The organism is Saprospiraceae bacterium (assembly GCA_016710235.1).
GTDB lineage: Bacteria > Bacteroidota > Bacteroidia > Chitinophagales > Saprospiraceae > Vicinibacter.
In genome coordinates this window covers 634,827-648,866 of record JADJLG010000001.1, presented here as the reverse complement: position 1 = coordinate 648,866, position 14,040 = coordinate 634,827, and the positions used below count along the sequence as shown (strand labels likewise).

Annotated in this window: 12 protein-coding genes; 10 read left to right on the top strand and 2 right to left on the bottom strand. The window is 38.8% G+C overall.

The features are described 5' to 3' along the window. Positions 1-94: 94 nt before the first annotated feature. On the bottom strand, positions 95-619 hold the full coding sequence (locus IPI99_02665) for a DUF4920 domain-containing protein (GenBank protein MBK7339412.1): 525 nt from the start codon (positions 617-619) through the stop codon (positions 95-97). Positions 620-813: 194 nt separating this feature from the next. Between IPI99_02665 and IPI99_02660 the strand changes: the two genes are divergently transcribed. The 10 genes from IPI99_02660 (at position 814) to IPI99_02615 (ending at position 12,358) form a co-directional block, all read left to right on the top strand. Continuing rightward, positions 814-2,547: a caspase family protein gene (locus IPI99_02660; GenBank protein MBK7339411.1), complete on the top strand. Its 1,734-nt coding sequence runs from the start codon at positions 814-816 to the stop codon at positions 2,545-2,547. 82 nt (positions 2,548-2,629) lie between these two features. Continuing rightward, positions 2,630-3,754: an AI-2E family transporter gene (locus IPI99_02655; GenBank protein MBK7339410.1), complete on the top strand. Its 1,125-nt coding sequence runs from the start codon at positions 2,630-2,632 to the stop codon at positions 3,752-3,754. Positions 3,755-3,784: 30 nt separating this feature from the next. Continuing rightward, positions 3,785-4,483 carry a hypothetical protein gene (locus IPI99_02650; protein MBK7339409.1) on the top strand — a complete coding sequence of 233 codons (699 nt, stop codon included), beginning with the start codon at positions 3,785-3,787 and terminating at the stop codon, positions 4,481-4,483. A gap of 143 nt (positions 4,484-4,626) precedes the next feature. Further along, complete coding sequence (locus IPI99_02645; GenBank protein MBK7339408.1) at positions 4,627-5,769, top strand: cystathionine gamma-synthase; 1,143 nt, start codon at positions 4,627-4,629, stop codon at positions 5,767-5,769. Between the two features lie 26 nt (positions 5,770-5,795). After that, positions 5,796-6,497, top strand: a complete 702-nt coding sequence (gene radC / locus IPI99_02640; protein MBK7339407.1) for a DNA repair protein RadC — start codon at positions 5,796-5,798, stop codon at positions 6,495-6,497. After that, positions 6,494-8,248 carry an ABC transporter ATP-binding protein gene (locus IPI99_02635; GenBank protein MBK7339406.1) on the top strand — a complete coding sequence of 585 codons (1,755 nt, stop codon included), beginning with the start codon at positions 6,494-6,496 and terminating at the stop codon, positions 8,246-8,248. Before radC ends, IPI99_02635 begins: the two co-directional genes overlap by 4 nt. Positions 8,249-8,322: 74 nt before the next feature. Beyond that, positions 8,323-8,802: a hypothetical protein gene (locus IPI99_02630; GenBank protein ID MBK7339405.1), complete on the top strand. Its 480-nt coding sequence runs from the start codon at positions 8,323-8,325 to the stop codon at positions 8,800-8,802. 78 nt (positions 8,803-8,880) lie between these two features. Beyond that, a complete protein-coding gene (locus IPI99_02625; protein MBK7339404.1) occupies positions 8,881-9,963 on the top strand; it encodes a glycosyltransferase in 1,083 nt (360 codons plus the stop codon). Positions 9,964-10,045: 82 nt separating this feature from the next. Further along, positions 10,046-11,416, top strand: a complete 1,371-nt coding sequence (locus IPI99_02620) for a HAMP domain-containing histidine kinase (GenBank protein MBK7339403.1) — start codon at positions 10,046-10,048, stop codon at positions 11,414-11,416. A gap of 189 nt (positions 11,417-11,605) precedes the next feature. Further along, on the top strand, positions 11,606-12,358 hold the full coding sequence (locus IPI99_02615) for a response regulator transcription factor (protein MBK7339402.1): 753 nt from the start codon (positions 11,606-11,608) through the stop codon (positions 12,356-12,358). A gap of 13 nt (positions 12,359-12,371) precedes the next feature. Here the strand turns inward: IPI99_02615 and IPI99_02610 are convergent, their stop codons facing one another. Continuing rightward, entirely contained in the window at positions 12,372-14,030 is a 1,659-nt protein-coding gene (locus IPI99_02610; protein ID MBK7339401.1) for a L,D-transpeptidase family protein, read from the bottom strand. Positions 14,031-14,040 lie beyond the last annotated feature (10 nt).

Below are 14,040 nucleotides of genomic sequence, written 5' to 3'. Positions count from 1 at the left end.
CAGTCGTTGTTGCAACAAAACGATTACAGAGAATTTCGGTTTCAAAAATTGGCTTGTAGGATTGATAATTGACAGTCGACTGAAAAAATGCAAATCAATTTCTTTCCAACACCAGAACTCCGTTAGCCATGAATTTCTTTTGTACCTCCGGCTTGGTGATCAGGTCTATTTCAGCTTGTGACTTGCCCTCATCTTCTGCATAATGTTTTAATTCGTCAACAGGAGTAACTTCTGTGAATGCAACTCCATCCAATATCACCTTTGAACCACCGAGATCTTTAGGCATAAAAAATGCATAATCTTTAAATTTGACTAATAATTCGCTGGTATCCTGGCCTCCTGACACTAACGTCATCCAGCAGCCTTTAACCTGACATACTTCTTTCACATATCCACTGACTTTACAGAGTATTGTATCATTATGATCCAGATTAGTCAACACATCGCCAAGGCTCAGAGCCCCGGTCTCATCTAAGGATGCTCCAAAAATTTCTCTTTTTTGAAAGACAATTTCATCTCCCTGCGTTGTTTTATTAGCTCCGGAATCACCACGTTTGCAGGCTGCAAACATCCCGAAGCAAATGCTCATTGAAATAATTACTACTCCTAAACTTTTCATAAATGATATAAAATTGCTACACAAAGTTAAAGAAATCAATTCTTATTGCAATATGAAACTCATTGTGGCAGTTATAAATCAAATTTGAAATTTAGAACAAAATATTAAATAAAATTGTAATATATTGTATTCATTTCACTTAAAAACAAAGATCATAAAGTAATTTTACCTTTTTATCATTTCAAAGATTCAAAATAATGAAACAGATCTTCGTGGTCTTAATTTTTCTAAGCCTTTCACAAGCACTTGAGGCTCAGAGGTGTGTAAAAGGTAACTGTCAGGATGGATTTGGTACCGTAGTATACTCAGCATTAAGCAGGTACACAGGAGAATTTCGCAATGGCAAATTCAATGGTAAGGGTATTTACTATTACCAGTCTGGTGCCAAATATCTGGGTGAGTGGAATCTAGGCAAACGGGCAGGTGAAGGTAAGTGGATTCAAGCCAATGGCAATATATATACTGGAACTTTTGCTGCTGATAAGCCTGCCGGTCAAGGTACTATGGATTTCAAGAACGGAGATCGCTATGTAGGATTGTGGTCTTCTGATCTTCCAAATGGAAAAGGCAGCTACTACACCGCTCTGGGGGAGAGATATGTGGGAGAATTTGTTAACGGTCATTACGAAGGCGAGGGAACGTACTACTACAAAGATGGTTCTGTGTATCAAGGACACTGGAAAAAATCAAAGAGGAATGGAACCGGAGAGTTAAAAGACAAAGACGGTAAAATTACTTTGGGTGAATGGGTCAATGACGTTGCCTTGAAAATATTTGAAGAGGAAGAGTTGATTGCAGAGGAGAAAGTTGAACTGCCTACTTCAGGGCAAACTGCCAAGCCGCAACCCGAACCTGCGCCGGGAGTAACACCTGATGTCCAGACCATAGTTGAAGAAACATTGCCGGATTGCAATAATACCTTTTGCGAGAGTGGAAAAGGAAAGTTGCTTTATGCTGATGGTTCAAAGTACGTAGGAGACTTTGTTGATGGAGAGCCCAAGGGTCAAGGAATCTGCACCTATGCCAACGGGGATAGATACGAAGGAGGCTGGGAGCAGCATGCTCCACATGGTGAAGGAGTGATGTATTTTAAGAGCGGCGTAGTTTATGGAGCAATGTGGGACCACGGAAACGCAGTAAAGCAGATCCAGAATAAGGAAGACTTTAAATACCAAAGAAAAGTTGACGTTGTACATGATAAAAGTGTGAAGATTTGGGCAGTGGTGATAGGGATTGCAAGATATGAGCATATGCCTGCTCTCAAGTACTCCGATGATGACGCCTACAAAATTTACGCTCACCTCAAAAGTCCGGAAGGCGGAGCTCTCAAAGACAATCAGATCAGATTGCTGGTGGATGAAGACGCTACCAGGGCGAATATTATCGTAGCCATGAATGAGATTTTTCTGAAAGCTGACGAGAATGATGTGATAATGCTTTATTACTCAGGGCATGGATTGGAAGGAACCTTTCTTCCAATAGATTATGATGGATTCAAAAATGCCCTACACCATGATGAGATCAAAGAAATTTTTAATAAAAGTATGGCCAAACACAAAGTTTGTTTTGCAGACGCCTGTCATTCAGGGTCATTGCTTGCGGCCAAGAGTCCATTTGCTTCTTCTCTGATGTATTTCTATGAAGAGCTTGAGAAATCAAGTGGCGGTTCTGCATTTTTCATGTCTTCCAAAAGCAAGGAATTTTCACTTGAAGATGGTGGATTACGACAAGGTATTTTTTCACATTTTCTCATCAAAGGCCTGAAAGGTGAAGCAGATATCAACAAGGACGCTACTATTACCATCAAGGAATTGTACGATTACGTTTCCAATAATGTAAAAACATATACAGCCGGTGCACAGACTCCTTTGATAGCAGGAGATTATGATGACAATATGCCTGTGGGGTTTGTAAGATCGGACAATTGATGTTTTTTTCTGAGCATCAATTTTTATTGAATGCCTGATTAATTTGATGTGACATTGCGGCGTAATCAAATTTGCAATGTAAATGGCTTATCTTTACGATATGTGGCAGAAGTACAACAAGTATATTGTTGGAGGTACTATTCTCCTTGTCATACTGCTGATATTTCACTATTTCAGAGAAGTGATTACGTATATATTGATCAGTTGGGTGATCAGTCTATTTGGAACACCGATCATGGATTTTTTTCTAAAAAAGTTGAAGCTGACCAAAATAAAAGCAGGCACATCTATAGCAGCATTTTTGACCATTTTGACATTATTCAGTCTGATTGGTGGAATCCTATGGCTATTTATTCCGGTAATTGTTCAAGAGGCTATAGGATTATCAAAAGTGGATTTCCATGCGATTTCCATTGCCCTCCAGGAACCAATTGAAAAAGTAAATACCTGGCTAAGATCTTTGGGAATTGAACCGAGTACCTCAGCAGCCGATCAGGTCAAAAGTCTGATTGGCTCATATTTTGACCCTAGCAAAATTTCAGAGTTGTTTGGAAATCTTCTCACACATGCAGGAAGTTTATTGATCGGACTTTTTTCTATCGTTTTTATTTCGTTTTTCTTTCTCAAGGAGCAAGAATTATTTACTGAAATTGTTACTGCCGCAGTTCCTGAAAAAGGTGAACACAAAGTGATCCAAGTGCTTTCGATCGCAAGAAATTTGCTGTCGCGTTATTTTGGAGGTATTTTATTGCAAATGCTCATCTTATTTATATTAGCCTCCGTTCCGCTTTTGATGTTGGGCATCAACAATGCGTTTTTGATTTCAGGTTTTTATGCCTTGATGAATATTATTCCGTATCTCGGTCCTCTTATAGGCGCCGCCTTTGCATGTATGATGACCATATCTTCCAACCTTGAAATGGATTTTTACCATGAAACTGTGCCGCTCTTGGTGAAAGTGCTCTCTGTATTTATAGCTACTAAATTGATAGATGATTTTATTTTACAACCTTTTATATTCTCGAGTAGAGTTCAAGCCCATCCATTGGAGGTGTTTATAGTTATTATGCTGGGAGCAAGAATGGGTGGAGTATTGGGTATGATTATCGCCATTCCGGCTTACACAGTTTTCCGTGTGTTTGCTAAAGTCTTCCTGAGTGAATTTAAAGTTGTCAGAAAGATCACTGAAGACATTCAATCCCATTAAATTTGTCTTATATTTTTCAATCTTCTTCTTATGAATTTGTTAGACGAGATTTCCGGTTTTTTTCAGAATTCGATGCAGTCCTTTGTATTGTTTTTACCTACCATCATCAATGCATTGCTTGTCCTCATCATAGGATGGGTCATTGCGAAAATTGTACAGTGGATAGTATTGCGTATTAGCGATGCAGTGGGAATTGACACACTTGCCTCCAAATCAGGTGTGCAAAAGTTTCTTGAAAAGAGAGGTTATAAAAAAGGAATAAGCGGCGTTGCAGCTTCTATTTGTTTCTGGGCAATAATTTTGATCGTTCTGGTCAATTTTTTCAATTTGCTGGGAATGGAGGTTGTTTCCGATTTGCTCAATCAACTGATTTTATTCATTCCAAATATCCTGATCGCATGCGTGCTGATCATTCTTGGATTTTACCTTGCAGAATTTGTAAGTAGTCTGGTGGCCGGAAGCCTGGAAGAATCTGGTTTTGAGAATCCTGAACTAGTAGGCAAAATGGTCTTTTACGCTATTGGGATTTTTACTTTGGCGATCGCTTTGACTCAGATCGGTATAGGGGAAATGCTGATCACCAATGTGGTCAGTATCATGTTTGCCTCTGTTGGGTTGGCTCTTGCTATTGCATTTGGTTTTGGAGCCAGAGAGTGGGCTAGAAATGTCATCCGACGATATTTATACAATCCCGACAAGGATAGAAACCAGAATAAGTCAGAAGAGTGATGATTGGAAATAAGACTCTTTTGCTGACTCGAAAATTACCGCCACTTATAGTTTTGGATTTACTTGATTTGTAAATTCTTTTCACTTTATTGATAAACAGTGCTTTGACCTATCTTTGCAGGATCAATATTTGATCTATTATTATGAAATTCGCAACAAAAGTTATACATGCAGGAGTGCATCCTGACCCGGAAACAGGAGCTGTCATGACTCCCATTTATCAGACTTCAACGTATGCTCAGGATGGCCCCGGCAATCATAAAGGATATGAATATGCACGTACTCAAAACCCTACACGTACCGTATTAGAAACAAACCTGGCGGCTCTTGAAAATGGTGTGGGAGCTGCATGTTTTGGAAGTGGTTTAGCAGCTATGGATGCAGTAATCAAGCTTCTAAAATCAGGAGATGAAGTAGTTGCCACCCATGATCTCTATGGAGGTTCATATCGTCAGCTGGTCCGTGTATTTGGTCAGTTGGGTATCCAAAGCAAATATGTGCCTATGCAGGATGTGAATCTTTTGGCAAAGCATCTAACAGATGCCACCAAAATGATTTGGATAGAGACACCTACCAATCCTTTGCTCCAGATCATCGACATTGCAGCAGTCTGCAGATTTGCAGCTGACAGGGGTATTTTGGTCTGTGTGGACAATACCTTTGCTACACCATATCTGCAGAACCCAATAGATTTAGGAGCGGATCTCGTGCTACATTCGGCTACGAAGTATCTGGGAGGTCACTCAGATGTCATCCACGGTGCTGTAATTTGTAAAACAAAGGAATTGTCAGAAAGGATACACTTTCTTCAAAACGCCAGCGGCGCTGTTCCCGGTCCGATGGATTGTTTTCTAGTGCTACGTGGAATCAAAACACTACATCTTAGGGTACAGAGAGCCTGTGAAAATGCAGAAAAACTTGCCCACTGGCTGACAAAACAACCGGAAGTATCACGGGTATTGTATCCGGGATTGGAAGATCACCCCGGACATCTGATAGCAAAATCGCAAATGCGTGGTATGGGAGCAATGATTTCTTTTGATCTGAAACAAGGTGATCTGGAATACACGAAAACCATATTGAAAAAGACAAAGTTATTTACTTGTGCTGAATCACTGGGTGGGGTAGAATCCCTAATCGGTCACCCTGCCTCTATGACTCATGCTTCTATCCCTAGAGAAGACAGAATGAAGTCCGGGTTGACAGATACATTGATTCGACTGAGTGTTGGGATCGAAGATGCAGATGATTTAATTGAAGACCTGGATCAGGCATTGTCCAGATAATTTTTCATCAACTTAACACCCGGAAAATGACACCAAAGCAAATCAGCAAGTCTATCAAGTACTGGGCTGAGGATGACAAACCAAGAGAAAAGCTTGCCAATAAAGGGAAAGACAGTCTGAGCAATTCTGAACTACTTGCCATACTGATTGGTTCAGGTAATAAAGAAGAATCAGCTATCGATCTGGCAAAGCGACTTTTGGAAACATATAACCACAGCCTCATTGAACTGAGCAAAGCCGGCATCAAGTCATTTCAAAAAATGAAAGGTATAGGATTAGTTAAAGCAATTACCATCGAAGCTGCGCTTGAACTCGGCCGTCGCCGCTTGCAATCGGAGGTTGGAGAAAAACCAGTGATTACACGAAGCGATCAAGCATATCAATTGATCAGATCATACTTAGAAGATATTTCGCATGAGGAATTCTACATTATCTTGCTCAATCGAGCTCAGATGGTACTTTCTATTGAGAGGATATCTTCTGGTGGGATGAGTTCTACAGTAGTAGATCCTAAGATGGTGTTTGCACGTGCATTGGAATGTAAGGCTCATAATATCATTTTGTGTCATAATCACCCTTCACACAGTCGGAAACCCAGTCAAGCTGACATTCAACTTACAGAAAAATTAAGTCATGCCGGAGAATTATTAGAAATAAAAGTTGTGGATCATCTCATCGTTTGTGCGGATACATATTTTAGTTTTGCAGATGAAGGAATGCTGAAATGACGGGTACTGATACAAATAAAATCTCAGGTTATCAAACCTTAAAAAGACTATTTCGATTTGTAAAACCTCATCGAACTCTGTTTTATTTAGCCGGTGTGTTAGCCGTTTTACAGGCACCACTCAGTGCCTTGACACCATATCTCACCAATGTCATGGTAGATGACTATATCATGAAGTCGGATTTACACGGCTTGAAGAAGGTTGCCTTGCTTTTTCTAGCCGTTTTACTGCTTACGACGATCATGAGATATGCTTTCATGATCCTGACAAATCTACTGGGGCAGAATATTATTTTGGATATGCGAAAAGCAGTATTTGCCCATCTGTTGCACTTGAGGATGAGTTATTTCGATCAGACACCAGTAGGCACCAATACTACCCGAACGATCAATGATCTGGAGACACTGAACTCGGTATTTTCCGAAGGATTGATAACAATTATTGCCGATATTCTTGCTTTGATTTCAGTATTATTGGTCATGTTGTATACAAGTGTAAAACTTACCATAATATGCCTGATCAGTTTTCCTTTTTTATTATTAGCAAGCTATTTGTTCAAGGAGAAAGTAAAGAGCAGTTTCCAAAGAGTGAGGCAAGAGGTGACCAAAATGAATACATTCTTGCAAGAACATATTAGTGGAATGAAGATCGTTCAGATATTTAATGCTCAAGCAAATACTGAAAAGAAATTTAAAGAAATCAATCGAGAATATACTCAGGCTAATTTGGATGGAATTTTTTACTACGCAGTTTTTTTTCCGGTAGTGGAGATTATTTCAGCTGCCTCATTAGGACTAATGGTGTGGTGGGGTGCGCAAGGAGTTTTGAGTGGATCCGTCACTGTAGGGCAATTGGTCGCTTTTCCAATGTTTTTATCGCGTTTGTTTCAACCTGTGAGGATGTTGGCTGACAAGTTTAATACGCTTCAGATGGGATTGGTAGCTGGTGAAAGAGTGTTGCAAATATTTGACAATCCTCAACGAGAATCAAAATCAACACAATTTGATCGCAAAGAAAGTCTCCACGGCGATGTGGTGTTTAGCCATGTCAATTTCAGTTATCAAAATGATAAACCCGTATTGAAGGATATTTCTTTTACGCTTCCACAAGGCAAGAATCTAGCAATCATAGGAAAGACAGGATCCGGTAAAACAAGTATTATCAACTTGATCAATCGATTGTACGAAAAAGATTCTGGAGAGATCTTGATCAATTCTACACCGATTGAAAATTATGACTTGAGTCATTTGCGAAAGAGAATTGGGATAGTCCTTCAGGATGTATTTTTATTTAATGGGACGATTTATGAAAATCTGAGCATGCACGACCCCGAAATAAGCCTACCTAAAGTGGAAGAATGTGCGAAAAAATTAGGGGTTCATACTTTTATCGAAGAATTGCCAGGAGCCTATAATTTTCAAATATCAGAAAGAGGAGTCAATTTGTCTGTAGGGCAAAGACAGTTGCTCTCTTTCGTCCGAGCGATGGTGTTTGATCCTGACATTTTGGTATTGGATGAGGCCACATCCTCCATTGACAATCGAACTGAAGCCACAATCCAGTCTGCTATTGAACAATTGTTAGCCAATCGCACTTCCATCACAATTGCACATAGGCTTTCCACGATTCAAAATGCCGACCTTTTGCTTGTCCTCGAAAACGGTGAAATTAAAGAAATTGGATCCATTGCCGAACTTTCTCAGCGAAAAGGCAGTTATTTATATCATCTGGAGCGATCCCGCCTCAATTGACAAACCCAAAAATTTTTGTTAATAATATATTATTTTTATTTTTAATACGTATTTGTATTATTTTTGCATAAACCATGAACAATCACAGGTCATATTCATTTGACACAGGAAGGTCATTTACCGAAAAGCTTATCGGTGGCTTGATCTTTTTTATATTTTTATTGGTGTTGTTTTATGTAGGATTTCAGATCTATAAGTTTTTGTTTTATATCACACCCCTATTCATATTAATTGCACTTATTTTGAAACCCTCCGTAGTTTGGGACCACATCAAAGGAATTGGCAGATCATTTAAGATAAACCCGCTTGGAGGATTATTTTATTTGGCTATGCAGTTGATAGGATTGCCTTTTGTTACTGCAGGTTTGGCATTTAAAGCTTGGGCTTACAGAAAATTTGGCCAAGTGAGCGAAAAGATATATCGGGGCGATGAAGAGCAATCATATACCCCATATGAAGAAGTTGATTTGGAAAATATCACCATTAAAAAAGAAAGAGTAGCAAAGAAAGAAAGCCTTAAGGAAGCAAACCAATACGACGACCTGTTTGTATAATTCGCTATGGCCCAGGTTGTTTTCGCTATTCTGATTACACTTGCTCTACTTTTAATTACTTATACTATAGTTCTTATCATGTACATTAGATCCTGCCATGCTACTGCAGGAATTAATGGACTCAATGTTCAAAATGCTGTCCCGGTGACAATAGTCATTGCAGCTAGAAATGAAGAAGATAATATTCTTGAATGCGTTTCATCATGTCTGGATCAGGATTATCCTGAAGATTTATTGGAAGTTATCGTCGTAGATGATCAGTCTGAAGACGACACTTATACCATATTGGAAAATCAGGTCAAAGACTACAGATTTAAATTGATGCGCCTTGGTGTTTGGAAGCGAACTACCATAGTTGGCTCCAAAAAAAAGGCGCTCTCATATGGAATTAATCATGCTCAAGGCTCCATGATTTTTACCACGGATGGAGATTGTATAGTACCTAGATCTTGGGTGCGTAATGGTGTTGCAGTTATGCAAAATTCTGGCGCTCGTATCGGTACCGGTCCACTTTCAATTTCGTATGGCAGAGGATTTTTACATCACTTTCAGGTTCTTGACACAGCAGTTACCAACCTGATTCATTGTGGAGGTCAAAGGATGCACGTTGGTACTTTGGGAACCGGTGCCAATTTGGTGTTCTACAAGGAAGATTTTATCAGATCCAATTGTTATGAAGACAATATGCAGATTGCCTCGGGGGACGATGTTTTTTTGATACGAAGTCTTGAGAAAACACATCCGGGAAAATCGTGCTATCTCAAGTCTTGGGATTCGATGGTCAAAACCTTCGGATTGAGAAGTTTGAGTGCATTTTTTAGTCAAAGATTAAGGTGGAGCAGTAAGATGAAATATTTGAAAAATGGAGCACTGACTGCCATAGCCTATCTTATTTTCTTTGCGAGATGGGTGCCCTTGACGCTTGTGGTGGTGAGCTTAATTTTCCAAAATAATGTCCTATTGATTGCCGGTACTATTGCTTTGGTGTGGAGATGGATCTTAGAGTTCGTGGTCAATCTAAAAGCTTTAGATTGGTTTTCAACCAGGAATTCACTGTGGTGGTTTTTTCCTGCAAATGTGTTTTATAGTTGGTATATCTTGATTCTTGGTGTATTTGGATTTCTTCCTCTGAATTTGGAGTGGAAAGATCGCAAAATTTGAACCTTGACGCTATTGAATGACTTCTCCTTTTTTGAAAACAGAATCGTAACAATTACGTTTTCTAAGAAACGAAAATTCTGTATTGAATAAACGTGGGATTTGGTTGACGATAGGTGTGATGGCTGTAGCCTTACTGGGCACTGCAATCTTGCAATTGTACTGGATCAGGTGGTCCCTCCAACTCAAAGAACATCAGTTTGAAGATAGTATATTGGCTGCTTTGAAAAGAGTTGAATCCAAAATCATAGATCAAGCGGATACCCTGGACCCCACTGAATATCTTCTGCGCAAACAGGGCAGTTGGTTGCAAAACAGAATCCAAATCGAACTCAAAGATAGAATCAAGCGCATTAACCCACCTCCTTTAGAGACCAGACTCGATCCAAAGCAACTCGCAGTACTCATCAGACAAGAGTTAGAAGACCTCAATATTGGAATGCGGTATTCATTTGGAGTATATGACAACACCAAAAAAACCTTTATCATATTGAACGGAAATTTCCTGGTGGATATGGGGAAGAAGATTAATGCTTCCAATCCGGAATTCACGGATGTGAGACACTACCTGAGTGAATCGACATATCAGGTTTCACTTTTTCCTACAGAGTTCAATACTCCGGGTGTATTGAAACTTTTTTTTCCGGATAAGCAAAAATGGTTGTGGAGCAGCGCCTGGCCTCTTTTAACATTGTCGCTCTTACTGATTGCACTGATCATATCCAGCTTTGCATACGTTATTTTTACCGTCTTTAGGCAGAAGAAAATATCAGAGATCAAAAATGATTTTGTCAATAATATGACCCATGAGTTTAAGACACCTATTGCCACGATATCTCTGGCGTCCGACTCAATACTCAACCCTAATATTATCAGTGCTCCGGACAAGATCAAGCGATTTACTGAAATAATTAAACAGGAGAATCGCAGGATGCTTTCTCAGGTAGAAAAGGTGCTCCAAATGGCTTTGCTCGACAAAAAGGATTTTCAACTTAGTTTAAAGAAAGTCAATATTCATGAAATCATCGAGCAAGCAAGCCAGAACATAATGTTGCAAATCAATCAACGAGATGGAGTGCTGTACAAGGAATTGAATGCACAAGCAGTCAATGTTATGGGTGACCAAACCCATATGACGAATATCATATACAATCTCCTGGATAATGCGAACAAGTATTCGCCAGAAACTCCGCACATCACCATTGGTACTCGAAATCGCTCGGGATACTTGGAAATCTACGTAAAAGACCAGGGAATTGGTATGTCTGATGAAGACCAAAAAATGATCTTTGAAAAATTTTACCGAGTTCCCACTGGCAATCTCCACAATGTAAAGGGCTTTGGCCTGGGTTTGAGTTACGTCAAAGCTATGGTAGCTGCCCAAAATGGTAAGATCAAAGTGCAGAGTGAGCCGGGAAAAGGAAGTACGTTCGCAATTTCTTTTTTAGCAGTTTAAGATTATTTTATAAAACATGATAATATTGAAATGTTGTATTTGATAAATACAAATAGTAAAAATATAATTTTGAATTACAAAAATATATAGGAAATTTTTATACTAAATAAATAGAAATGTGGAATTAAAAACCGGCATTTTTGCATATTTTTGAGTTCACAATCGTTGTATATCCTTAACGAAGTAATTATGACAGGCGGCACTGAGTCTAGCAAGACAAACCCAAGAATTTTATTGGTAGAGGACGATCGCAATTTTGGCGATGTTCTACGCAGTTATTTGGAAATGCACAATTATGAAGTCGATCTGGCGACAGATGGGATAGATGGCTTTGAGCAGTTTAGAAGAAGCACTTACGATTTGTGTATCCTCGACGTAATGATGCCTCGAAAAGATGGGTTTTCATTAGCCAAAGACATACGTTCAAAGAATGCAGATGTCCCAATTATTTTTCTTACAGCAAAGACCCTTAAGGAAGACGTCTTAGAAGGATTTCGTATTGGTGCTGATGATTATGTAACTAAACCATTCAACAGCGAAGAGTTGCTTTATCGAGTACAAGCAATTCTCAGAAGAACAAAACGCGAAGAAGATGAGGAAGAAGATGTGAAAGAATACGAAATCGGAATATTCCATTTTAATTATCCTTTGCGTGTACTTTATACCAAAGACGGAAATGAAATCTCTGAAAAAATAAAGCTTTCCCCAAAGGAGGCAATGCTGCTCAAGATGTTTTGTAAAAATAGAAACGATGTTTTGCAAAGGTCGGAAGCACTAACAAAAATCTGGGGTGAGGATAATTATTTTACCGCGAGAAGTATGGATGTGTTTGTTACCAAATTGAGGAAGTATCTCTCCAAAGATCCCAATATTGATATAGCGAATATTCATGGGAATGGTTTTCGCATGATCATTCATGGAGAGAAAGGTTCGGAAATTTAGTTTGGGTTTTGTATTAAAATAGATAATTCGAAAACACTTCTTTTTCTAGTTTTTTGTCATGATTGTAAATATCCCGACGAAACTGTGTGCTGCCATCTGAGTAACGCCATGCTGTAAAATAACAGAGATAAACCGGAATATTCGTCTTCAACTTTACCCATGTCTCTAAATTATTCTGCATCAAAGATTCTAACTTTTCGTTTGTGTATTCAGGGCTGTCCCGGAGAAGATATCGCGCGAGTCTCGACGGATCAGACAATCTGATACAACCATGACTGAAAGCTCTATTGTGCTCTTTAAATAAATTTTTTTGAGGAGTATCGTGAAAGTAAATGTTATAAGCATTGGGAAATAAAAATTTAACCTGTCCGAGCGCATTCTCAGGTCCGGGTTTTTGACGTACTGTCAGAGGTACTTTGTCAGAATAATTATTCCATGGTATAGAATATGCCGAAATTACTTGATTTCCGATCAATACCTGCATATTGTGCTTGTCAATATAAGATGGATTTCTTTTCACCTTTGGCAAAATCTCATTGACTAATATACTCTTTGGAATATTCCAATAAGGGCTGAAAACAATATGAGATAAAGACCCGCTAAATATAGTAGTAGACGTTGCTGATTTTCCAACGACAACAGGCATTTGCCAAACTAATTTACCCTGTTCAAAAACATAAAAGGTAAAGGAAGCTATATTGACCAAAATATAGTCGTTTGAAACGCTATCAGGCATCCATCTCAACCTCTCCATATTGATGATGATCTGTTTGATCCGATCAATAATTGGTACGTTTAATTCTGCTAAGGTGGGGGCATCAAGTTCACAATTGGGATGTAATCCCATTCTCATCTGAAAGTTTTCAATTGCGGTGGATAATTCTTCAGACCATTCTTCACTTGTATCTCTCGTAGGAAGATCCTTCATCAGGTACAGTAAATTTTTTATTTGCGGCAGACTTTCCTTGTCGTTTTTCAATTTATGTGCAAAAATTTGAAGCGAATCTGCACTATCCGCGATTTGTCTGTACTCAATTAGTGATTTTTTAAAATTTTTATAGAATGGATTTACAGGTTCGTATTCTTCCATTTCTTTTTCACAGCAGGCAATTTTTTCTAGCAAGAGTTTGAAGTCCTTTTTCTTCCTAGGGATAAACCACTCCAGATCTTTTGGATCTTTGTCTATTCCATTAAATTCTTTCTTGGCATACTTAAAAAAATAACCAGTAAATTTTACTTCCCAGTCGACTTGTTGATGCATGTTTTTCTTTAGGTATTTCGGATCAGCTGTGAGACTGTCAATGACTGGCATCAAAACTTTATCATATAAGGTGCTGTCTTGGAAATTCAAGATATGGAGATTTATCATCTGGTAAAGTTGAGCCAAAGAGGTACTTACACCGTCTTCATTAAACCAAGCAAACTGATACTCTCTTTTCAGATAAAAATCTCTCATTTCAGGTGCGAATTCAGCCAAGCTTGAATCTTCTTGAAACACATGAGCGATTTTAGCCGAGTCCAAAAAGATCAAGTTGTAGTTGATTGGAGAATAAAGACTTTGGTCAGCTGAAATCGCTTTGCGTTTATTTTTTCCGTTACAGGAATTGACGCAAGAACTATGGATGAAAATCAGAAATACAGTAAAGAAAATACTAACTATCTTAAGTCTCATACAGATCATT